The following is a 22,129-nucleotide window of genomic DNA, read 5'->3' as shown; positions in this document are numbered from 1 at the left end:
GTTATTTAAAAACTGGTGCTTGTTTTGATTATATTTTAACAATCTTTTACTTTTAAATTCTTTTGAAAATGGAATCAAACGCCTTGAAAAGCAGACTTTAAAGCAGGGAAAATATTTTTGAAATAAGAGATTGCATACTAAATTTTTAATTGTATATTTGCATCCTTAAAAATCAATAAATCAATTTGGTATGTATGCAATCGTAGAGATAGCAGGGCAACAATTTAAAGTAAGCAAAGACTTAAAGGTTTATGTTCACCGTTTGGCTAACGAAGAAGGTTCAAAAGTTTCTTTTGACAAAGTTCTTTTATTAGACGATAACGGAAATGTAACTTTAGGCGCCCCAGCTATAGAAGGTGCTTCAGTAGAAGCTAAAGTGTTACAACACTTAAAAGGTGATAAAGTTATCGTTTTCAAAAAGAAAAGAAGAAAAGGATACAAAAAGAGAAATGGTCACAGACAATATCTTACACAAATTGTAATTGAAGGTATTACTGCAGCAGGCGGAACTAAAAAAGCAGCAGCTAAAAAAGCAGTTGTAGCAGAAGAAGCTCCGGCTACTGAAGCTGAAGCAGCTCCAAAAGCAAAAAAAGCAGCAGCTCCAAAAGCAAAAAAAGAAGCTAAAGAAGAATAATAACAATATTTAAACTCATACGTCATGGCTCACAAGAAAGGTGTCGGTAGTTCGAAGAATGGTAGAGAATCAGAATCAAAACGTCTAGGCGTTAAGATTTTTGGTGGACAGGCTGCTATTGCTGGGAACATCATCGTTAGACAAAGAGGTTCAAAACACAATCCAGGTGAAAACGTTTACATTAGTAAAGATCACACTTTACATGCTAAAGTTGATGGAGTTGTTAAGTTCCAAAAGAAAAGAGATAACAAATCTTATGTATCTATCCTTCCATTCGAAGCATAATCATTAGATAAATTATTATAGAAAACCCGATCTGAAAAGATCGGGTTTTTTGTTTTCTATAAATTGAAATTATCGGCTTGAATAAATAAAAAAGTAAATTTTATTCTTTTATTATAGAAGGCAGTACATAATCAAGTACAATTTTATCAGCCTGAGCGTGTCCATAAGGTTTGTTGTAAGCTTTTGAAGTGATAATAATTACAATAGGATAATCGTTGAAGATTATAAACTCATTTCCTCCATTACCAGCGCAATAATACGTTTCGTAGTCTTTACCTTCAAAAGTAAAAGTCTTATTCCAAAACAAATAACCATAGAATTGATTCTCTCTTTCGGGAATTTGAATTTGATGAGTTAAAGTTTTTTCAACCCAGTCTGGAGAAAGAATTTGTTTGCCATTCCAAAGACCTTTGTTTTTGTACAATTGAGCATATTTTGCATAATCAAGCGATGTCATTTGCAGGCTTCCTGCGGTATTAGGCACTTTTTGCGGAGTAAATTGCCATTGGTAATTAGTGATGTTTAATGGTTTGAAAAGTTTTTCATTAGCATATTTTTCTAATCCATTAGGAACAGATTTGTTTATAATATCGCCTAATAAAACTGTTCCGGCTGTAAAGTAATCCCATTTGCTGCCATTGGTTTTAGATTTATATAGGTAAGTCTAGAGCGAATTTTACCCAGTTATCTGTAGGATACATGTTTTCTTCGTTTCCTGGCGAATCTCCATCTATATCAGAACCTTCAAATGCAGAGCTCATGGTTAGCAAGTCTTTTATTTTTACACTATCTTTTTTTGTTCCGTAATTTGCAAATTTATTTAACTCGTAGAATTTGTTTAAAGTTTGATTTTCATTTTTAATATGTCCATCCTTTATGGCAATTCCCATTAATGTTGATGCAAAAGATTTTCCTGCTGAACGGGTGTCATGTAAAGTATTTCTGTTTGCATCATTAAAATACTCTTCAATTAAAAGCTTTTTATTATAAACAACAACTACACTTGTTATCTCTTTCAAACTATAATTTGCAATATCATTATTAAGCTTTTCGATCTTTTTTTTGTCAAAAGGAAAATTCGAGACTTCCCAATCGCTGTTTGGTAATATGGGCTGAACTTCAATTTGTTTTGCTGTTAATTTTGGTTTTTTTATAACAAGCTGGATTTCACCTTTTGCTATTAGATCTCCCGTTTTAATTTCGGTAGTAATACCTTTTTTAAGATAAGGCCGAATTTCTATTTTTAGTTTATGCGTACCTTCAGTCAAAGCTTTTTCTCCGCCATTATCTTTAAATCTGTCCCACATGTATATTGCCCACCAGTCTTCTCCTTTTGAGCTGGTAAGTGGAACCCTAAATGTCGTTGAAGTATTTTTGTTGCCTCCTGATCCGAAATTGCATCCGGAATTAATATTTTCTTTATAAATAAACTTGTTGTCAATATAAAATGAAAATTGGAGGTTCCCTGTTTGTAAAAGCTTTTCTGCAGGTAAATTAGGGTTTAATTGATGTAAATAATTCGCGACAGAATTATCCATAAAAACTCTGATGTTCAAGTCTGATTTGCGTTTTAATTCGAATGATTTGAGAAAATCAGATTCGGTATATTGATCTAAAGGAATATTTCCATTCATAAAGGTAATTTGGCCAATATTACGCTTATGTAATTCAGTCGTTATTTCATCGGTTTTTATCAGATTATTATTTTGTGCCGAAACAATGTTATTGAAAAATAGTATTGATAATAAAAAGATTTGTTTTATCATATGATTTTTATAAGTGTTAAAATGTAAAACTACGGCGCAACAAATTCAAAAAATTGTACAGAATTAACATTTTACTTATTTTTTGAAAAGCAATTTTTTATGTTCAGAAGGATTTAAACCGTTAACGTCTTTAAATGATCGTGTAAGGTGACTTTGGTCAGAAAAGCCACACTCATAAGCTATTTCAGTCAAAGATTTATTCTGCAAACCAATTAAAGACAATGCTTTCTCTACTTTTAATTTCCGGATATATTCACCCAAATTGCAATGAAAATATTTTGAAAAATCCCGTGAAAGATGAATAGGATGTATGTTTAGTATTTTTGATAAATAATCGAGCGTTATAGTTTCTGTGAATTGATCATGGAGAATTTCGTCAATCATTAAAACCCATTTCGGATTTTTATGTAAAACGGATTGAGAATCACCATTTAGTTTTGACAGTATTTCGATCAATAAAGTTTGTGTGGAAAGATCAGATTGGATATCATCGATTTTAGTTGCCCGGAATATTTTATACATCAAAAGTTTGATGTCCGGATTCAGGATCGAGGTACTTCCTTGCAAATTATTGCTGTTTATTGTCAAATCATCAAACCATTTTTTTTCAATTTCAAGATGAAAACCTCTGGTAAAACCATCTGGTTTGATGTTATAATGAGATTCCTGCCAGTTGTGAAACAGCAAACTTCCTGGTGAGCAATTATAAACTTCTTTTTTATTTCCTTCAATTACATTTCCCTGCAGGATAAATGTAAAATAAGCATGCTCATGATAGTGCCAGTCGACTTTAGGGAGGGTATATACAGTATCTGTGAGCGTTATTCCTTCAAGAGAAATCGTTTTGTTAGTCTGACCATAAAATTCTCCCCTTTTTGACTGATTCATGGTTGTCTGTCTGTTTGTTATTCAAAACCAAAACTATAAATATAATTTAATAAAAAGAAAAACCTGCTCAAAAAAGCAGGTTTTAGATTCTATTGCTCAGTATCTTCTGTTTCCTCAAGATCTTCCGTATTGCGGCCCACTTTTACTTTTGGATTATTTTGAGTTCCGGTAACAGTCAGTGGAATTCCAAATATACCTAACGGAGGTAATCCCAAACGCATTTTTAAATTAAGTTTTCCGTCTAAACTTGTTGTTCCTTCGATTCGTGGCCTGAAGCCCGCAAACTTAAATTTAAAACGTTCTACAGTCATGATGTTGTTTTTGATTGTAGTTTTAATATCAACTTTAGAAACATCAGGATTTTTCATCGATTCAGAGCTTGTTTCTTTACTCACTGCGTTAAACATTTTCAAACCTCTTACTTTTACATCTTTAACAGAAAGTGTTCCACCACCGGTTAAAGAAGGGTAAACCGGCTCCATATTTTCGTTTAAGCGCCCTTTTAGTTTGTAATCTAAAGAAACAATTCCCTGAGCTTTTTCGGCGGCACTGGCCATTTTTCTGAAAACTTCAATTTCGTTATAAGCTCTTTTTATGCTAAAATCTGAAGCTTTTATACTGTAATCAAAATTAGCCTTTTGGGGTGTCGTGGCTTGATAATTACCATTCATATTCACATTGCAGCCAATTAAATTGAATCCTGTATTTTGCATGGTCAGTTTGCCATTTTTCATACTTAAATTTCCTTTTGCATTTTGAAGGTTAAGCTTGTCAAAATATACCTTTTGTGCATTTGCCATTAATTGCAGATTCAAATTGGTCGGAATTATGATAACTCCTGTCTGAGTGGTTGTGCCTGATTTTGTTTCAGTTTGTTGAGCAGAGCTTTTTGTAACAGGTGTGCTGTTGTCTGTAGTTGACATAAACTCATCTACGTTAATATATCGTGCATAAACAGTAAAGGAACCTTTTAGAATTCCGGTATTAGTAGTTGCGTAATTAAAAACATTTTGCAGATAACCATTCATCTTAAAATCAGATTGGCCATAAGCTGCCAAAAAGTTATTGAAAGACATCTTATCCTGATTGATTTTAAAAATACCTTCTTTAATAATGAATTTTTGAGGAAGATATTCTGATGCAATTCCGATGTTCCTTAGTTCAAGTGTTCCTTTGTTGTGAAGTTTGCTGTAATTTCCTTTTGTGGCATCACTTTGTTTTCCTTTTAAAGCCAGGTCAGCTTTTATGAAACCATCCAAATCAAGTCCTTTTTGAGAGAAAACCTTATATATTTTTTTAACGTCAAGTTCTCCTTTGGCTTTCACGTCATAAGTTAAATCATCAAAATTGTTCAAATCAGCCGATACAAAAACCGGTTTTCCTTCAAAAGTGAATTGAGCAGGTTTTAGTTTTACTTTTAAATCGTCAAAAGTCCCTTTTTGATTGCTTATATTAGATTTCACAATAATATTCGTAATCGGATTTGGGTAATATTTGGTTTTTACATATCCGTTATTTAAATCGACAAAGCCTTTTGTAGCAGGGAAAAGTCTGTTTTTTTGATCAAATTTTCCGTTGGTTTTTATATCTCCGGTAAGAGTTCCTTTTAGTTCAATGTCAGGAATTCCTAAAGCTTTAGTTAGTTTTCCAAGATCAATTTTTGCTTTAAATTCACCATTGATTTCCGGAGTATTGACACCTTTTACGTAAAATTTAGATTTTAAATAATCTTTGTTAATGTTTAAGGATAAATTTTTTGCATCAACAATTACAAGATCCGGATTTAAAGAAGGAACTTTTGTTTTAATGTCCAGGTTCAAATTTGAAACCGGAAAAGCATTTTTGTCATAATTTACAAATCCGTTGTCTATTTTTACATCCAGATTAAGGTCTGGCGCTATATTTTGTGAGGCAATATAATCTCCTTTTAGAGTAAAAAGTAAATTAGTATTTCCTTTTAATTCCGTTTTAGAAAGCCACGTAATATATTTTGGAGGGAAAGCTGTAAAGACATCGTGCAGGTTACTATTGTCAGATTTTATAACAAAATCCATTTTGTAACCGTCTTTCAAAAAATCAAATTTCCCTTTAAAATCGACCAAAAGCTGATTGATTTTTAAATTATTTTGTTGAAAGAAAAAAGACAATGAGTTTACGTTTACCTTAGTAATTAAATCAGCGTCAATCTTTTTGTTCATTAAATAAGGTTCGCCTTCGTAAACAATATTCAGTTTTTCGATGTTAGCTTTCGAGTATAAATCAAAAACAGCTTTGTTTAGATCTCCTTTTCCTAAATAATTAAATCCAAGCGCATCAAAATGTACTTTGGTAGATTGATCGTTATAAATTATTTTACTGTTCAAAATCTCAATTCGCTCCAGTTTTAGAGCTGTTTCGCTGCTATCTTTTGTCGTTTCGGCCTGTGAAGATGATTTATAAATATTATAATTTGCTTCTCCTTTTGGGTTTACTTTTACATTAATAAATGAATCGGATAAATATATCTGATCAATTTTTACGGATTTGCTAAAAACTAAGCTGGCCACATTTATTCCAAAAGAAACCTCTTTAGCGGTAATGAATTTTTCGCTTTTATAGGGTGCAGAGCCGTTAAGGCTTAAATCGTTTAATGTTAAAGTTAAAGAAGGAAAATGATGAAAAAATGACAAGGATACATCAGAGTAATTCAGTTCTGCGCTTAATTTTTCATTAGCCGTTTTTTTAATCTGCTCCTTAATTTTATCAGCAAAAACAATAGGTGTCAAAAACAATAGACCTAAAATAACAACAAAGGTTATTCCGGAGTATTTTGCAATTTTCAATAAAATCGATTTAGATTTGTTTTTTGACATAACTGTTTTGTTAAATTTAAGTATTTAATAATGATAAAAAATAGACAAATTAACCGTGTACGGTTTCGCTTTTTCCATAATTGGTAATAATTGAACCTTCGTATTCAATCCATTCCTTCCAGCGTTTATCAATATCGATATTGTCCTGATATTTTCTGGCGAATCCTAAAAAAGTAGTATAATGACCGGCTTCAGAAATCATCAGGTCACGGTAAAATTTAGCCAATTCTTCATCTTTAATATTCTCAGAAAGAACTTTAAAACGTTCACAGCTTCTGGCTTCAATCATGGCCGAAAATAATAAACGATCACAAAGTGCATCTTTTCGGCTTCCGTCTTTTTTCATGAACTTAAAAAGCTCATTTACATAATGATCTTTTCTTTCGCGCCCCAAAGTCAGGCCTCTTTTTTTGATTAAATCGTGAACCATTTGCAAATGTTCCAGTTCTTCCCTGGCAATCACTAACATTTCGGTTACTAATTCCTCTAATTCAGAGTTGTAAGTAACTAAGCTGATTGCGTTTGAAGCTGCTTTTTGCTCGCACCAGGCATGATCTGTCAAAATTTCTTCGATATTCGATTCGACGATATTTACCCAACGCGGGTCTGTGGCTAATTTTAATCCTAACATAATTTTTATCAAAATTGTATGCTGCAAAATTAGTCTTTTTTATAACCTAAAATCAGTAAATGCGCCTAAAAAAGCATTATTTTGCAACTAGAAAATATTAAAAATGAAACAGATAAAAAAACTATTAATTATTGGCTTTGTCTGGCCTGAACCCAATTCTTCCGCAGCGGGTGGAAGAATGATGCAGTTGATTTCGATTTTTACAGCAAATGGATTTGAAATTACATTTGCAAGTCCGGCTTTAGATAGCGATTTTATGGTTGATTTGTCTGAATTTGGTGTTGAGAAAAAATCGATTGAACTGAATAATTCGAGTTTTGATGATTTTATAATTGAACTCAATCCGGACGTAGTTTTGTTTGATCGTTTTATGATTGAAGAACAATTTGGCTGGCGAGTGGCAGAGCATTGTCCGAAAGCGATTCGATTATTAGATACAGAAGATTTGCATTGCTTAAGGACTGCACGTCAAAAAGCATTCAAAGAAAACAGGATGTTTAAATGGAATGATTTGTTATCTGAAGAAGTAGCAAAACGTGAAATTGCCAGTATTTTAAGATGTGATTTGAGTTATATTATTTCTGAATTTGAAATGAAGGTTTTAAAAGATATTTTTAAAATTGATCCGAATTTATTGCAATATTTGCCTTTTTTAGTTGAAGAAATGTCAGAAGAAGATTTGCTGAAATTGCCTTCTTTTGAAGATCGTCAGCATTTTGTTTTCATCGGGAATTTTCTTCATGAACCCAATTGGAATACGGTTCAATATTTAAAAGAATCGATTTGGCCTCTAATTAAAAAACAATTCCCTGAAGCTGTTTTAGAAGTGTATGGCGCTTATCCTTCGCAAAAAGTATTACAATTGCATCAACCCAAAAATGGTTTTTTTATAATGGGAAGAGCTAATGATGCTAATGAAATTGTTAAAAAAGCCAGGGTTGTTTTAGCTCCGATTCGTTTTGGTGCTGGTTTAAAAGGTAAATTGTTAGAAGCCATGCAATGTGGTACGCCAAGTGTAACTTCAACAATTGGCTCTGAAGCGATGCATGCAAATTTATCTTGGAATGGCTTTATTGCAGATGATGTTGATGAATTTGCTAAACATGCTATTTTGTTATATCAGGATAAAAAGCTTTGGGGACAATCTCAAAAAAATGGAATTACCATTGTTAATGAATGTTATCAAAAGGAAAAATATTCTGTGGAATTAATAGCTGTAGTTGATTCACTTTTGAAAGATTCAGAAAGCCATCGTTTACAAAATTTTATGGGGAGTCTGCTTCAGCATCATACTTTAAAAAGTACTAAATACATGGCAAAATGGATAGAGGCGAAGAATAAAAATTAAGCTTCCATTTTTCCAAATCCTAATGTTTCTCGATAAATTTGAGGAGAAACATCAGCATTGGTTTTAAAAAATCTACTAAAATAATGTTCGTCATCATAGCCTAATTCATAAGCGATTTCTTTTACCGTTTTGTTGGTCATATATAATTCTCTTTTAGCTTCAATGATGATTCTTTCCGAAATTAAATCAGTAAGTGTTTTTTTGAAGTAATTCTTGGATAATTTTCCCTGTGAAAATTTGAGAAACCTGAATACGATTATTATTTTTTGGAGCAGAAAGGTTAGGATTTTTCAGCAAGTATCGTCCCGCTTTCGGTTATAATCTTATGTCCCGAACTCCGGGCCATAAGGATTTTCACTTCATACGAGCGAAGCGAACTGGCGTAGCAATCGGGGCTAAATAGGAGCATTTTGTTTTTTTAGCATCGTTTGAAAATAATAATCCAATGTTATAAACTATAACCAATGGTTTCAGCCGTTGGAGATAATAATAATTCAGTTCAGGTTGAGAAAAAAAAATCCCGTTTTGAATTTTTCAAAACGGGATTTTAAAATTATAATAACCTTCTACTTTGCTCAGGCTGACATTGTTTTATGCCAACATTGTAACCGGGCTTTCGATGTATTGTTTTAATGTTTGTAAAAATTGAGCGCCAGTTGCACCGTCAATTGTTCTGTGGTCACAAGCTAATGATAACATCATGGTGTTTCCAACTACAATCTGACCGTTTTTAACTACTGGTTTCTCAACAATTGCACCTACAGAAAGGATGGCAGAGTTTGGCTGGTTGATAATTGAATTAAATTCAGTGATACCAAACATTCCAAGGTTAGAAACTGTAAATGTGCTTCCTTCCATTTCCTGAGGTCCTAATTTTTTGTTTTTAGCTCTTCCGGCAAGATCTCTTACTGAAGCACCAATTTGAGATAAACTCATAGCGTCAGTAAATTTCAATACAGGAACTACTAATCCGTCTTCAACTGCTACAGCAACACCAATATTTACGTGGTGGTTGATGATGATAGCATCTTCTTTCCACTGAGAGTTAATTTTTGGATGTTTTTTCAAGGCTAAAGCACAAGCTTTAATTACCATATCGTTAAAAGATACTTTTGTATCCGGAACCGTATTGATTGTTGCTCTTGCGCCCATCGCTTCGTCCATGCTTACTTCAATTACTAAGTTATAGTGAGGAGCAGTAAATAATGATTCAGCAAGACGTTTTGCAATGATTTTACGCATTTGAGAGTTTTTGATCTCTTCTGTGTAAACTTCTCCGGCAGGAACAAATACTTTTGGTGCAGCTGATTCTTGTGGTTTTGCATCAGAAGTTGCTTTAGCAGCAGGCTGTGCAGATGGAGTAAAGTTTTCAATATCGCTTTTTACGATACGTCCATTTTCTCCAGATCCTTTAACTTGTGACAATTGAATTCCTTTGTCGGAAGCAATTTTCTTAGCTAATGGAGAAGCTAAAATTCTTCCGTTAGAAGTTTCAGCAACTGCTTCAGATGCTTTTTCGGCTACAGGTGCAGCTTTTGTTTCTTCTGCAGCAGCAGGAGCGCTTGCAGTTGTAGTACCTCCGGCAGTAAAACCGTCAGCAATTCCTGAAATGTCAGTTCCAGCTGGTCCGATGATGGCTAATAAACTATCAACTGGAGCGGTGTTTCCTTCCTGAATTCCGATGTATAATAATGTTCCGGCATTGAAAGACTCAAACTCCATAGTCGCTTTGTCCGTCTCAATTTCTGCTAAGATATCTCCTTCAGCAACAGTATCACCTACTTTTTTCAACCAGGTAGCTACAGTTCCTTCTGTCATGGTGTCGCTCAAACGAGGCATAGTCACCACTATAACACCTTTTGGTAATTCAGTTGCAGCTTTTGCAGGAGCAGCAGTTTCTGTTTTTGCTTCGGCAGCAGGAGCGGCTTCAGCTTTTGGAGCGGCAGGGGCATCGCCACCGGCTAAAAGAGCCGAAATGTCTTCGCCTTCATTTCCAATAATTGCTAATAATGAATCAACCGGAGCAGTTTCTCCAGCCTGAATTCCAATATGTAAAAGAGTTCCTTCGTTAAAAGATTCGAACTCCATTGTTGCTTTGTCTGTTTCAATTTCAGCTAAGATATCTCCTTCGCTGACTTTGTCGCCTACTTTTTTTAACCAAGTCGCTACCGTTCCTTCCGTCATAGTATCGCTCAAACGAGGCATTGTTACTTTAATCGCCATAATATATTATAGTTTATGAGGTGTAAATGGATAGTCTTCTTGTGCGTATACTACATCGTATAATTGTTGCAAGTCCGGATATGGAGATTCTTCGGCGAATTTCACACATTCTTCAACCAGGTCTTTTACTCTTTGGTCAATTACTTCAATTTCTTCTTCTGTAGCATATTTTTGATCCATAATTACATCTAAAACCTGAGTAATAGGGTCAATTTTTTTGTATTCTTCGATTTCTTCTTTTGAACGGTATAGTTGTGCATCAGACATAGAGTGTCCTCTGTAACGGTACGTTTTCATTTCAAGGAAAGTTGGTCCGTCTCCACGACGTGCTCTTTCGATTGCTTCAGTCATTGCTTCGGCAACTTTTACAGGATTCATTCCGTCAACTGGTCCGCAAGGCATTTCGTATCCTAAACCAAGTTTCCAGATGTCAGTATGGTTTGCAGTTCTTTCAACAGAAGTTCCCATTGCATAACCATTGTTTTCAACGATAAATACAACCGGTAATTTCCATAACATTGCCATGTTGAAAGCTTCGTGTAATGAACCTTGTCTTGCTGCTCCATCACCAAAATAAGTCATGGTTACACCACCAGTTTCAAAATATTTATCAGCAAAAGCTAATCCGGCTCCTACAGGAATTTGTCCTCCTACGATTCCGTGACCTCCGTAAAAACGGTGCTCTTTTGAGAAAATGTGCATAGAACCACCCATACCTTTTGATGTTCCTGTTGCTTTTCCTAAAAGTTCAGCCATTACACGTCTAGGATCAACTCCCATACCTATTGGCTGTACGTGATTTCTGTATGCAGTAATCATTTTATCTTTAGTCAAATCCATTGCATGTAAAGCTCCCGCTAATACTGCCTCCTGACCATTGTAGAGGTGAAGAAATCCTCTGACTTTTTGTTGAATGTATAATGCTGCAAGTTTGTCTTCAAACTTTCTCCAAAGCAGCATGTCTTCATACCACTTTAAGTAAACCTCTTTTGTAACTTCTTTCATCTGAATTCTTTCTTTTGCTAAAGTTGTTTTTTTGTGTTATCAATTATCACCTATAACGCAAAAATAGTTTCCTCCCACAAATTTGCGCCCGAAGGGTCGGGATGCAAAAATAAGACATTACATTTAAGAACTAAAATTTAAAAGCTACTTTTTGGCTTTTTTTACAAGAACTTTTTATCAAACATGAAAGGAAGGAGGTTTTTAAGGGATGCCGACTGATAAATTGCGCCAATTTCTCCCATAAAATAGATTTCAATGGGGGTGTCTTGTTTGATTTCATATTCTGCGATTGATTGTCTGCAGGAACCGCAAGGCGGAATAGGAGCCTGAGTCTGGTTCAAATCTGATGCTGCTGTAATGGCCATTTTTAAAATCTTAGCTTCCGGATAAATACTTCCTGCATGAAAGATGGCTACACGTTCTGCGCACAATCCTGAGGGATAAGCCGCATTTTCCTGATTCGATCCTAAAACAATTTTCCCGTTGTCTAATAGTAAAGCGGCACCAACTCTAAATTGTGAGTAGGGTGCATACGCTTTTTTACGAATTTCGACGGCCTGATTCATTAAATTCTGAATGTCGTTTGGTAGTTCTTCTAAAGTATCGAAAACCAGAAATGATGATGTTACGCTTATTTCTTTCATTATTTGTAAGGGAAAAAAAATCCAAATTTCTATTTCTAGAAATTTGGATTTGATATATTTTTATTTGTTATCAGATTAATACTCTTCGTATTTCTCACCAAAATTAAAGGTTAATGAGAAACGAAGTGTGTTTTCTAACGGATTTTTAACTTTTGATGCAGAGAATAAGTACGAAACATCCACTTTTACGACATTGTATTTAAATCCGGCTCCTAAAGAGAAAAATTGAACCGCCCCTTTTTCAGGACTTTGATGATAATATCCTGCACGCATCGAAAACGAATCCTGATAGGTGTATTCTCCTGAAAGACTGTAGGTGATTTCTTTTAATTCTTCGCTGAAGCCGCCTGGAGCATCTCCAAAAGATTTAAAAATTCCAGGTACCCAGCCTATGGAATTATATTCGTTGTTAGCTTCCTGGACGCCATTAGTTTCTCCTGCATCTGTGGTGTCTCCATCATTATTCAAATCAACAGGTACAGGGATTTGTTGGGTAGGAACAAGTAGCTTTGTAAATTCAAGACCTACTGCTACTTTATTGTAATCGTCTAATATGAAATCAAAGCCACCACCTATTCTTAAGTTAGCCGGAAGAAAGTTTGATCCTGATCCGTCCGTTATTCCGCTTAAATCATAATTAATTTTTGGCCCAAGATTCTGAAAATTAAAACCGGCTCTCCATCTTCCGTTAAAATCTCTGTAGGCAAATTCTTCAGACTGATAAAATCCCGCAACATCAAATGCAAATGATCTTGCTGCAGATAAACTTTGTCCTTCCGTTGTAATTCCTAAATTTGAACTGATAAATCTTGCGGCTACTGCCATAGAGAACATTTCACTTAATTTCAATGAGTATGATCCGTCGATTGCATATTCTGAAGGTTTAACAGTGTTGGCAGGGTCAGTCGCATCATTTCTTAACTCGATATCACCAATACTAAAATAACGTACGCTTCCGGCAAAAGCACTTCGTTCATTAATTTTGTTGTAATAGGTTACCTGGCTTAGCGAAATATCATTTACTAAATCTGTTAAATAAGGAGTATAGCTGACAGAAAATCCTTGTTTGTCAATTGAAAAAGCATATTTGGCAGGATTCCATTGTTGAGAAAATACGTCTGCAGATGTAGCAACTCCCTGGTCTCCAAGTCCGGCAGCTCTGGCATCAGCGGCAACTTGTAAAAAAGGTACCCCTGTAGTGATTGGTCTGTCTTGTGCTTTCGCAAACGATATAATAAAATAAAATAGTAAGAGCGATATTTTTTTCATTTATATTAAGTAAAGTGTTAGTTCATCTGTTAATGGTGCAAATATATATTATAGAATAACAAGTTTTTCATACTTTTCTGCTTTTTTGTTTGTTAAATTGGATTTGACAGTGAGTTTGTAAATATAAACACCTTTTCCTATCCTGTCTCCAAAATCATCCTTGCCATCCCAGGTAATGTCTCTTGATAAAAAACCTTCAGTTGTGATAAGCTGGTTTTTTGTCCAGACAACTTTTCCTGTTATCGTCATTACCTGCACCTGAACATCTAAAGGTTCGTAAGGTTTGTTGTGAGAAAACCAAAACTGGGTGTAAGTAGAAAACGGATTTGGATAATTAAGAACGTGTGTCAATGTGAGCGATTCATCGCTAACAACCATAAATTGAATCTCACTTGTTACCGGATTATTGTAAACATCCCAGGCGGTGAAACTTATGGTGTGCATTCCCGGACTTAAATTACGTAACGGAAAACGTAGATTTCCATTCGTGTAATCATCCAGTTTTGTCTGATAATAATCATTCAAAACATAAGGATTGCTAACATCTCCATCTAAAATAGCAATAATATCATGACCGATTCCGCTTGCTGTGTTGATTCCGTTTTCGTCTTCAAGAAGCGCCAAAAGAAAAGGGGAGTCATTTGTAATTCCTCCAGACACAAAAGTTTCATCGTTCATATATAACTGCACTTTTGGACTAATATTGTCCTGAGGTGCATTTTCATTAATTCCTCCAATTTTTATTACATCATTATATCCCGATTGGTTTTCTAAAGCTTCATTTTTTTTGGAATAAAAACTAATTCTGCCATTGTTAACAGGGATTCGAATGTCTCTTGGAACTATAAAACTAAATTCAAACTGACCGTTAGTTACGGAAGCATTTCCTCTAAAAATAGTTTCGCCTAATGTTTTGAATTGCATTGCCGGACTAAAACCATCATTATTAAGTGTTGTGCTTGTAATTAGTTTGTCAAAAATAGCAGTCGAAAGTTCGCCATTATAATTATTAAGCAGGTTGTTGTTTTCGTCGGTAATTTCTCCGGATATTTTAATTTTTGCTAAAGATTTAAAATCTTCAATTACTCCTGAAACAGGCAGGTCGTTTACTTTTGTTAAGTTGATTCGGGGTTTGGGGATAGCTAGCTTTATTGCGGGATCTCCTAAGTAAAAAACAACATTGCTGGAAGAGCTTGGATTTTCGTTCTTTGAAATTCGAAGCGCTTCAGCGATTGTTGTATATTGATTAGATCCAAAAGACAAAAGGTTTTTCATTAAGATGTCATTGAAATTTTCGGCATTGTATTGTCCGATTGAACGAACGGTGGTTAGCATTGCTATTGCACCTCCTTTTGGATTCCAAAAAGTATATTCTCCGGCTGTAGGGTGAGTTGGGTCGTCAAAACGGGAGAATTCACAAGTGATAGTTATAAATAAAGGATATTTGTACTGATTGCTTAAGTTTTGACCATCTGATTTTTCCCATAATCTTTCGCTGGATAAGCCATCTTCTCCTCCGTGGCCTAAGTAATTAAAGACTAAAGCGCCTTTTTCGAACGCATCAAAAAAATCTGCCCTTGCCTTAGGGTATCTTGAGCCTCCTGCAGATGCTTCTTGTGTATAAGAATCCATGAAGATTTTGTCGATATTTAAAAAAGGCTTTTCAGTGGCGATTTTGTCTGCCAATGTGTTTTGACGAGACTGTAATGTGGCATCCGAAGCTTTGTCGGAATCATCACTGATTAAAACAAAATTGTTTCGCCAGTTTCCGTAAGATTTAGTGTTATGATATTCTAAAACTTTATTGACCATTTCTTCGGCCTGTGCATTGTCGGATATTAACATCCTCCCTGTGGCAATATCGATTCCTCCAAAAAAAGACATAACATTTCCTTCGTTGTCATCCATTAATCCGTAAAAATCGTCAGAAGCAAAAGAAGATTCGCCGATTGTGTTGCTGGTTAAAGAATGGTATATAGGTACAATGTTAGTATTGTTGGAAATGCGGTTTTTGTAATCAAATGAGGCATCGCCAAAGAGATTCAGGTATTTTATTCTCTTGTCAGATGTAGAGGCATTTTTGTAAACATATCGAATACAGTTTCTGATTGCAGCAATGTCTTGCTTTCCTGACGAAAACTCCTGATAGATGTTTTCAAGAGTAACAACTTTTACATTTAAATTGGAATAAGTTTTATGAAAGTTAGCCAGTTTTTCAGCCTGTGAAAGTAAAATCCTTGGAGTGATAATTAGATAATCAATATCCTGAAAGTTATTTTGGTTGTTTTTGAAAAGAGTCCCTTTTAAGTTTTGATTTGTAATTTTTGACTGATTCTCTTTTAAAGGTGTGTAATAATCTGCCGGGGCAATTGCTATGTATTTTCGAATTTCACCTAATGAAGCTTTAAAATTAAAATTATCTAAATTGCTGTTTTCGATTTTAGATACATTATATAGGTCAGTAATGTCCCAAATTTGTGAAATTTGGGAAGCGCTCGAGATGGTGTAGTTTACAATTCCTGAGGTAGAACCGGCGAGGTCGTACTGAAATTGAAATTGTTTCCCCGTGCCTTTGAGTTTTCTTTTTGCTGTTAAATTAATGTAATCCAAATATCCTTTAGATCCGGGTACTCCATTATTGTTATAGGTGAGTTTTATTTTTACATTTTCAGATCCGGTAAAGCTTGTATTAGCAGGTAAATTGCCTGTGTTGAATTTTATATCAGAATCGGAACTAAGCTGGCTAAAAGAAATATTTCCAATATTCTGTCCGTTAGCAGAAACGGTAAATGAAGTGCTGGTAAGTGATGCTGAAGCCGCAACAGTTTCTATTTTTATTGGAGTCGCTGACTCAAGATTTGGAAAATTAAATTCAAACTCTTGCTCCTGATTGATGTCAAACGATTCTCCAAACCATTGACGTCCCAAATGTGCAATATTGGTCAAGTCGGTTTCATGAAATTGATGGTCGTCGAAAGTGGTTAATTCTAAAGTGCTGTTTCCTGTAGGTTGGGGCATGTTAGAAATCCTTTTTCCGTCACCTCCCTGAGTGGTAATGTAATAATAGGATCTGGTAGCGTATAAGTTAATGTTGGTTTTGCTTTCCGTGTTCCAGTTATTGATTCCTTCTGCGTAAAAAAGAATGTAGTCCTCATTGTTAAAGCTGCCGTCATTTTCTCCAATAATCTGAATAGCATTTTCAGTTAAATCTTCCGGGTAATAGATGTTGTTGGATAAAGGAAGCATTCTTCCTCCGTTTCCGTAAATTTTTATTTTTTTAGGATCGCTTTTACTTACATCAAAGCCAAGGCTTTGTAAAAAAGATCTTGAAATTCTATAAACACCTGATTTTTCAACATAAAAGCGATACCAGTCTCCGGAGGATAAAACCGAATTTGAAATACTGTTAGATTTTAAAGTGGAGGCTGAGTTGTTGTTTTTTGAAGTGTTGCTGTTTATCGAATAAGAAAAAGATTTGATTCTTTTAAAGCTATTTCCTTCGGATACGATTGGTGATAAAGAAATGAAGCCTTGCTTTTGGTCTCTTGAAGTGGCTATTTCTAGAGTTTCGTTTGGTTTTGCCAGAATATTTACTAATGATAAATCTCCCAAATCACTAGCAGAAACAGCTTCGTAAATAATGTTGGTAATTTGAACGTTGCTATTGCTGGAAAAATCCGAATAATTCGGGCTGAATAATAATGTTATGGTTTTTTTAGTAATGTCATATCGGAAATTATCGCCTGAAAAGTAGGGTATATTTGTTTTGAACTGACCAAAATTCATTTCTTTTTTATTTTGCCAATCTATTGTCAGTGTCCCATTTTTCTGGGAAAATAAGAAAAATGGAACTAAAAAAAGATATAAAAGGATGGCTTGTTTCATAGTTAAAGAAAACGAAATTAATTTTAAAATATTTTAGTAAGTAAAAATATAGTATTTAATGTTATAGTTATAATAAAAAGTATATTTTTGCGTTCGAAACTATAGGTTATTTTCTGGTAAAAAAACAGCTAAATAAAATTATTAGAACACATGTTGCTAATTAAATGTTAATTATTATATTGCAGCACCTAAATTTATCACCTAAGAATGAGTATGAAAGTAAACAAAATTGTAGCCTTGCAAGTAATGATGTCAATAGTATTGATGTTAGGCACGGCTAGTTGTAGCAAAAAATCAAGTTCTAGCCGCGCTTCAAGAGCAACAGGTTGGGATGTTGATAGTCAGAATGGAACGGCTGCCAGAAATGCAGGAAAAAAACAACAGGCCGGTCCTGGTTTAGTTTTCGTTGAAGGAGGTACATTTACGATGGGTAAAGTACAGGATGATGTTATGCACGATTGGAATAACACACCAACTCAACAACACGTTCAGTCGTTTTACATGGATGAAACGGAAGTTACCAATGGTATGTATTTAGAATACCTGGAATGGTTGAAAAAAGTTTTCCCACCTACAGAAGAAAGTTATAAAAATATTTATGCCGGGGCATCGCCGGATACCTTGGTATGGAGAAATCGTTTAGGTTACAACGAAACGATGACAAATAATTATTTAAGACATCCCGCTTATGCTAACTATCCGGTAGTTGGTGTTAACTGGATTCAGGCAGTTGAATTTAGTAAATGGAGAACTGACCGTGTTAACGAAGCTGTTTTAGAGAAAGAAAGATATATTAAAAGAGGTGCTAAAACACAAGATGTTAGTGCTGAAAGTCTGTTTAACACAGAAGCTTATCTTGCGTCTCCATCTACTTCTTACGGAGGTAATGAAGAGATCGTTTTAAAGAAAAGCCCTAACGGAAGAAGACCTAGAAAAGTAAAAGGTGGTGAAGTAGAAGAACAAAAAAATGTTTATGCACAACGTTCTTCAGGTGTTATTTTGCCGGAGTACAGACTTCCTACAGAAGCTGAGTGGGAATATGCTGCAGCAGCAGATGTAGGACAAAGAGAATATAATATCTATAAAGGACAAAAGAAATACCCTTGGTCTGGAGATTATACTCGTTCTGCAAAACGTAAAAACAGAGGCGATCAATTGGCTAACTTTAAGCAAGGAAATGGTGACTACGGTGGAATCGCAGGTTGGTCAGATGATGGTGCCGATATTACAAATAATGTAAAAAGTTATCCGGCTAACGATTTTGGATTATACGATATGGCGGGTAACGTAGCAGAATGGGTTGCTGACGTTTACAGACCAATAATTGATAACGAAGCAAATGATTTTAACTACTACAGAGGAAATCAATACGCTAAAAACAAAATTGGAAAAGATGGTAAGTTAGAAATTATCACAAAAGATAATATTAAATATACCACTTTAAGTAACGGTAAAGTAGTTGCTACAAATTTACCGGGAGAAATTGCTCAGGTTCCGGTTGATGAAAATGAAACATACTTGAGACAAAATTTCAGCAAAAGTGATAACGTAAATTATAGAGATGGAGATAAACAATCTTCAAGATATTATGATTTTGGAGATTCAGAATCTGCTGATGATGCTAAAAAAGAATCAATGTATAACTCACCAGTTCATAATGTTACTACAGATAGTTTAGGTAATATGGTGAGAAAATATGACAGTTCAAGCAAAAGAACAACTTTAATAAACGATAATGCAAGAGTTTATAAAGGAGGTTCCTGGAGAGACAGAGCTTACTGGTTAGATCCTGCACAAAGAAGATATTTTCCTCAGGATATGGCTACTGACTACATCGGATTTAGATGTGCAATGTCTAGAGTAGGTGCTAAAACTGAAAGAAGAAAATCACCAAGGAATTAAATTTTAGAAATTCCAATAAAAAAATTCCAAATTCCAAAACTGAGTTCAGTAAGGGATTTGGAATTTTTTTATTGTTTTTTTTCTATTTTTATAATCTAAATAAATGCTTATAAAATGAATATTAAAGAAATTCATGATTTGTTTTTAAAATGTAAATCGCTTTCAATTGATACACGTAAGATTGAAAAAGATTCCATGTTTTTTGCTATTAAAGGAGAAAATTTTGATGCTAATACTTTTGCTCAGGAGGCTTTAGAAAGAGGCGCTTTATTTGTGGTAATTGATAATCCGTCTTATCTGATTGATGAAAGAACAATTTTGGTACAAAACAGTTTAGAAACATTACAGGAGTTAGCAAAATTTCATAGACAATACTTAAAAATTCCTATTGTTGCCTTAACGGGAAGCAATGGAAAAACAACAACAAAAGAACTTATAAACGTTGTTTTGGCACAAAAATACAAGACAAAAGCAACTGTTGGAAACTTAAATAACCATATTGGAGTTCCGTTAACATTACTGTCTTTTACCAATGAAACCGAAATTGGAATTGTAGAAATGGGAGCAAATCATAAAAAAGAAATTGAGTTTTTATGTGAGATAGCACAACCTGATTATGGTTATATTACCAATTTTGGAAAAGCTCATTTAGAAGGTTTTGGAGGTGTTGAGGGTGTAATTGAAGGAAAAAGTGAGATGTATAAGTACTTACTTGAAAATGATAAAATAGCCTTTGTTAATTTGGATGATGCTATTCAGGTTGAAAAATCAAAAAAAATCAAATCCTTCACATTTGGTTTGCATAATAGTCTTGCAGATATTAACGTCGGTAAGATAGAAGCAAATCCGTTTGTAGTAATTAATTACAATGACTTTTTTGTAAAATCTAATTTAATCGGACTTTATAATGCTAACAATATTAATGCTGCCGTTGCCATCGGTAGCTATTTTAAAGTTGGTGATAATGATATTAAAAGGGCAATTGAAAATTATATTCCGACCAATAACCGATCTCAGTTATTAAAAAAAGAATCATTTGAAATTATTCTGGATGCTTATAATGCTAATCCGAGTAGTATGGCTGTTGCAATTACTAATTTTTTACAGTTAGATAATTCAAATAAAGTAATGATTTTAGGAGACATGTTTGAACTTGGAAGCGAAAGTCAGCAAGAGCATAAAATTATTGTAGATTCTTTGAAACATCAGAATAAATCTGTTTGTTATTTGATTGGAAAATCGTTTTATGAAAATCGAATTTCTAATGAAAATCTTCATTTTTTTGAAACCTTTGAAGGTTTTTCAGAATATCTGAAAGTGAATAAATTCGTAAATGATAGTACTTTATTGATTAAAGGTTCTCGTGGGATGGCTTTAGAAAGAACTTTAGAATATTTATAAAATAAACAGAACCTAACCGTTTCTTGAAATTGTTAGGTTTTTTATTTTTCAATAGTTCTAAAAGTTAAATTGACACGAGGTTTTGAAATTGTTTTAGTTGGAGGTAAACGATGCAGCCAATGCGTTTGTGTTTCATCTTTCATAATCAATAAACTGCCATGTTCTAAAATCAAGGAAACCGTTTCTTTGGTTTCTTTATGTTTGAAAGCAAACTTACGTTCGGCACCAAAACTTACTGAGCCAATGGCGCCATTTTTCTTTAAATCTTTTTCGGCATCACTGTGCCAGGCCATTCCTTCTTCACCGGTGTGATATAAATTCAGAAGACAGGAATTGAAAGTTTCTCCCGTTTTTTCTTCAATAAACGTTTTTAATTCCAGTAATTCTTTTGTCCACGGAAGTGCTTTTTTGGTAGTGTTTGAATAGGTATATTCGAATTCCTGATCTCCGTACCAGGCTACTTTTCGTTTAGTTAAAATCATTTTTCCAAAAATAATGGCTTCGTCATTTTTCCATTCAATAGTATTTAGAAAAATGTCTAAATAATGATTTGATTCTTCTCTTGAGAATAATCTCCCGTAATAATTTACGGTTCCGTCACTAGGGAGTAAGTTTGTGTTTTCGTCTATTTCGAGATTGAATAAATCCATTTTTTTAAATTAAAGAAGGCTATTGTAATTTCTTTTCCATTTTGTAATTAATAAGTTCTGTATTGAGACGAATATTTTTTTGTTCCGTTTTTACAATAAAACCATTCTTTTCAAAAAAAGGTTTTGCGGTTATGCTTATATCTGAAGTTAAAGTTTTTGAGCCATGATTTCTGGCTTCAACCTCTAATGCGTTCAGAATTTTATCGGCGATTCCCTGTCTTTGAAAATTTTTATGAATGTAGAAAAAATCAATATAATTTGTGTCTTTCAAGGTTCCAAATCCTGTAATTTGCTTTTCGATTATGGCTAATAAAACAAATTGTGTATTGATAACATCTATCCAGCGATCTGTATTTTTTACGCCATAAATCCAGGCTTCAATTTGTTCCGGATTATAATCGTTTTTGCAAACTGACTGAATGGTTTCAATATATAATTTTTGCATTTCGGCTAAATCTGAAATTGTTGCTTTTTTGAAATTCATTTTTTAGGTTTTAAAAATTAATGTGCCGTAGTTTTAGAAAAAACATTTATAACGACAACTCCAATAATAATTAAACTCAATCCAATTATTGCTGGTAAATCAGGTATTTGTTTGAAAAAAAGGGCTCCAATAATAGTAATTAATTCAAGTTGCTAGTTTGGATATCATAAAAAAACAAAGCAGAGGTTTAGTAAATTTGTTTTGCGAACCAATAAACCTCACCAATGCTTTGTAAAGACAAAATTATATCAATTTTTTGTTT

At 34.0% G+C, this 22,129-nt stretch carries 18 protein-coding genes and 1 pseudogene; 5 read left to right on the top strand and 14 right to left on the bottom strand.

Going from position 1 to position 22,129, the window contains the following annotated elements; all coding sequences use genetic code 11:
- Window positions 1-190 precede the first annotated feature (190 nt).
- Together rplU and rpmA are read left to right on the top strand one after the other, a co-directional pair.
- Window positions 191-634 (top strand): 50S ribosomal protein L21, encoded by a 444-nt coding sequence (gene rplU / locus FLV_RS17650; RefSeq protein WP_078227187.1) that lies wholly within the window; start codon window positions 191-193, stop codon window positions 632-634.
- A 24-nt stretch (window positions 635-658) separates the two neighbouring features.
- Complete coding sequence (gene rpmA, locus FLV_RS17645; protein ID WP_025539465.1) at window positions 659-919, top strand: 50S ribosomal protein L27; 261 nt, start codon at window positions 659-661, stop codon at window positions 917-919.
- 100 nt (window positions 920-1,019) lie between these two features.
- Here rpmA and FLV_RS19970 read toward each other — a convergent pair whose 3' ends face one another.
- From FLV_RS19970 to FLV_RS17625, 5 genes are all read right to left on the bottom strand, one after another.
- Window positions 1,020-1,505 carry a hypothetical protein gene (locus FLV_RS19970; protein ID WP_317235681.1) on the bottom strand — a complete coding sequence of 162 codons (486 nt, stop codon included), beginning with the start codon at window positions 1,503-1,505 and terminating at the stop codon, window positions 1,020-1,022.
- Window positions 1,506-1,569: 64 nt separating this feature from the next.
- Window positions 1,570-2,685 carry a serine hydrolase gene (locus FLV_RS19965; protein ID WP_262916470.1) on the bottom strand — a complete coding sequence of 372 codons (1,116 nt, stop codon included), beginning with the start codon at window positions 2,683-2,685 and terminating at the stop codon, window positions 1,570-1,572.
- A 75-nt stretch (window positions 2,686-2,760) separates the two neighbouring features.
- Window positions 2,761-3,573, bottom strand: coding sequence for a helix-turn-helix transcriptional regulator (locus tag FLV_RS17635; RefSeq protein ID WP_243235902.1), 813 nt, complete (start codon window positions 3,571-3,573; stop codon window positions 2,761-2,763).
- Between the two features lie 89 nt (window positions 3,574-3,662).
- Window positions 3,663-6,425: an AsmA family protein gene (locus FLV_RS17630; RefSeq protein WP_243235901.1), complete on the bottom strand. Its 2,763-nt coding sequence runs from the start codon at window positions 6,423-6,425 to the stop codon at window positions 3,663-3,665.
- A gap of 49 nt (window positions 6,426-6,474) precedes the next feature.
- Window positions 6,475-7,056, bottom strand: coding sequence for a tRNA-(ms[2]io[6]A)-hydroxylase (locus tag FLV_RS17625; protein WP_243235900.1), 582 nt, complete (start codon window positions 7,054-7,056; stop codon window positions 6,475-6,477).
- Window positions 7,057-7,159: 103 nt separating this feature from the next.
- On the opposite strand from FLV_RS17625, the gene FLV_RS17620 reads away from it, so the two are divergent.
- Entirely contained in the window at window positions 7,160-8,404 is a 1,245-nt protein-coding gene (locus tag FLV_RS17620) for a glycosyltransferase (protein WP_243235899.1), read from the top strand.
- On the opposite strand, the gene FLV_RS19960 is transcribed toward FLV_RS17620, so the two are convergent.
- The 6 genes from FLV_RS19960 to porU all read right to left on the bottom strand — a co-directional run bounded on the left by FLV_RS19960 (window position 8,401) and on the right by porU (window position 17,430).
- Window positions 8,401-8,661: a helix-turn-helix domain-containing protein gene (locus FLV_RS19960; protein WP_317235680.1), complete on the bottom strand. Its 261-nt coding sequence runs from the start codon at window positions 8,659-8,661 to the stop codon at window positions 8,401-8,403. The two genes, FLV_RS17620 and FLV_RS19960, sit on opposite strands and share 4 nt — an antisense overlap.
- Before the next feature lie 334 nt (window positions 8,662-8,995).
- Window positions 8,996-10,627: a pyruvate dehydrogenase complex dihydrolipoamide acetyltransferase gene (locus tag FLV_RS17610; protein WP_243235898.1), complete on the bottom strand. Its 1,632-nt coding sequence runs from the start codon at window positions 10,625-10,627 to the stop codon at window positions 8,996-8,998.
- Between the two features lie 6 nt (window positions 10,628-10,633).
- A complete protein-coding gene (gene pdhA, locus FLV_RS17605) occupies window positions 10,634-11,632 on the bottom strand; it encodes a pyruvate dehydrogenase (acetyl-transferring) E1 component subunit alpha (RefSeq protein WP_110347095.1) in 999 nt (332 codons plus the stop codon).
- Window positions 11,633-11,793: 161 nt separating this feature from the next.
- Window positions 11,794-12,276: a cytidine deaminase gene (cdd, locus tag FLV_RS17600; RefSeq protein ID WP_243235897.1), complete on the bottom strand. Its 483-nt coding sequence runs from the start codon at window positions 12,274-12,276 to the stop codon at window positions 11,794-11,796.
- A 75-nt stretch (window positions 12,277-12,351) separates the two neighbouring features.
- Window positions 12,352-13,545: a type IX secretion system outer membrane channel protein PorV gene (gene porV, locus FLV_RS17595; RefSeq protein ID WP_243235896.1), complete on the bottom strand. Its 1,194-nt coding sequence runs from the start codon at window positions 13,543-13,545 to the stop codon at window positions 12,352-12,354.
- Window positions 13,546-13,593: 48 nt separating this feature from the next.
- Window positions 13,594-17,430, bottom strand: a complete 3,837-nt coding sequence (porU, locus tag FLV_RS17590; RefSeq protein ID WP_243235895.1) for a type IX secretion system sortase PorU — start codon at window positions 17,428-17,430, stop codon at window positions 13,594-13,596.
- 213 nt (window positions 17,431-17,643) lie between these two features.
- Between porU and gldJ the strand changes: the two genes are divergently transcribed.
- A complete protein-coding gene (gldJ, locus tag FLV_RS17585) occupies window positions 17,644-19,332 on the top strand; it encodes a gliding motility lipoprotein GldJ (protein ID WP_243236049.1) in 1,689 nt (562 codons plus the stop codon).
- A gap of 114 nt (window positions 19,333-19,446) precedes the next feature.
- Complete coding sequence (locus tag FLV_RS17580; protein WP_243235894.1) at window positions 19,447-20,733, top strand: UDP-N-acetylmuramoyl-tripeptide--D-alanyl-D-alanine ligase; 1,287 nt, start codon at window positions 19,447-19,449, stop codon at window positions 20,731-20,733.
- A gap of 41 nt (window positions 20,734-20,774) precedes the next feature.
- Here FLV_RS17580 and FLV_RS17575 read toward each other — a convergent pair whose 3' ends face one another.
- The 3 genes and pseudogenes from FLV_RS17575 to FLV_RS20045 form a co-directional block, all read right to left on the bottom strand.
- Window positions 20,775-21,383: an alpha-ketoglutarate-dependent dioxygenase AlkB family protein gene (locus FLV_RS17575; RefSeq protein ID WP_243235893.1), complete on the bottom strand. Its 609-nt coding sequence runs from the start codon at window positions 21,381-21,383 to the stop codon at window positions 20,775-20,777.
- Window positions 21,384-21,402: 19 nt separating this feature from the next.
- Complete coding sequence (locus FLV_RS17570) at window positions 21,403-21,867, bottom strand: GNAT family N-acetyltransferase (protein WP_243235892.1); 465 nt, start codon at window positions 21,865-21,867, stop codon at window positions 21,403-21,405.
- A 17-nt stretch (window positions 21,868-21,884) separates the two neighbouring features.
- Window positions 21,885-22,010 (bottom strand): annotated as a pseudogene (locus tag FLV_RS20045) (QacE family quaternary ammonium compound efflux SMR transporter); the annotation flags it as partial.
- Window positions 22,011-22,129 lie beyond the last annotated feature (119 nt).

Source organism: Flavobacterium pectinovorum (assembly GCF_022802975.1).
In the GTDB taxonomy this organism is placed as follows: Bacteria; Bacteroidota; Bacteroidia; order Flavobacteriales; family Flavobacteriaceae; genus Flavobacterium; species Flavobacterium pectinovorum_B.
Note: the sequence above shows the minus strand (reverse complement) of the source record. Positions and strands in the feature narration are given on the sequence as shown.

Coding starts and splice junctions, on each gene's coding strand:
- rplU (WP_078227187.1), top strand. CDS start 191: ATGTATGCAATCGTAGAGATAGCAGGGCAACAATTTAAAGTAAGCAAA.
- rpmA (WP_025539465.1), top strand. CDS start 659: ATGGCTCACAAGAAAGGTGTCGGTAGTTCGAAGAATGGTAGAGAATCA.
- FLV_RS19965 (WP_262916470.1), bottom strand. CDS start 2,685: ATGATAAAACAAATCTTTTTATTATCAATACTATTTTTCAATAACATT.
- FLV_RS17635 (WP_243235902.1), bottom strand. CDS start 3,573: ATGAATCAGTCAAAAAGGGGAGAATTTTATGGTCAGACTAACAAAACG.
- FLV_RS17630 (WP_243235901.1), bottom strand. CDS start 6,425: ATGTCAAAAAACAAATCTAAATCGATTTTATTGAAAATTGCAAAATAC.
- FLV_RS17625 (WP_243235900.1), bottom strand. CDS start 7,056: ATGTTAGGATTAAAATTAGCCACAGACCCGCGTTGGGTAAATATCGTC.
- FLV_RS17620 (WP_243235899.1), top strand. CDS start 7,160: ATGAAACAGATAAAAAAACTATTAATTATTGGCTTTGTCTGGCCTGAA.
- FLV_RS17610 (WP_243235898.1), bottom strand. CDS start 10,627: ATGGCGATTAAAGTAACAATGCCTCGTTTGAGCGATACTATGACGGAA.
- pdhA (WP_110347095.1), bottom strand. CDS start 11,632: ATGAAAGAAGTTACAAAAGAGGTTTACTTAAAGTGGTATGAAGACATG.
- cdd (WP_243235897.1), bottom strand. CDS start 12,276: ATGAAAGAAATAAGCGTAACATCATCATTTCTGGTTTTCGATACTTTA.
- porV (WP_243235896.1), bottom strand. CDS start 13,545: ATGAAAAAAATATCGCTCTTACTATTTTATTTTATTATATCGTTTGCG.
- porU (WP_243235895.1), bottom strand. CDS start 17,430: ATGAAACAAGCCATCCTTTTATATCTTTTTTTAGTTCCATTTTTCTTA.
- gldJ (WP_243236049.1), top strand. CDS start 17,644: ATGAAAGTAAACAAAATTGTAGCCTTGCAAGTAATGATGTCAATAGTA.
- FLV_RS17580 (WP_243235894.1), top strand. CDS start 19,447: ATGAATATTAAAGAAATTCATGATTTGTTTTTAAAATGTAAATCGCTT.
- FLV_RS17575 (WP_243235893.1), bottom strand. CDS start 21,383: ATGGATTTATTCAATCTCGAAATAGACGAAAACACAAACTTACTCCCT.
- FLV_RS17570 (WP_243235892.1), bottom strand. CDS start 21,867: ATGAATTTCAAAAAAGCAACAATTTCAGATTTAGCCGAAATGCAAAAA.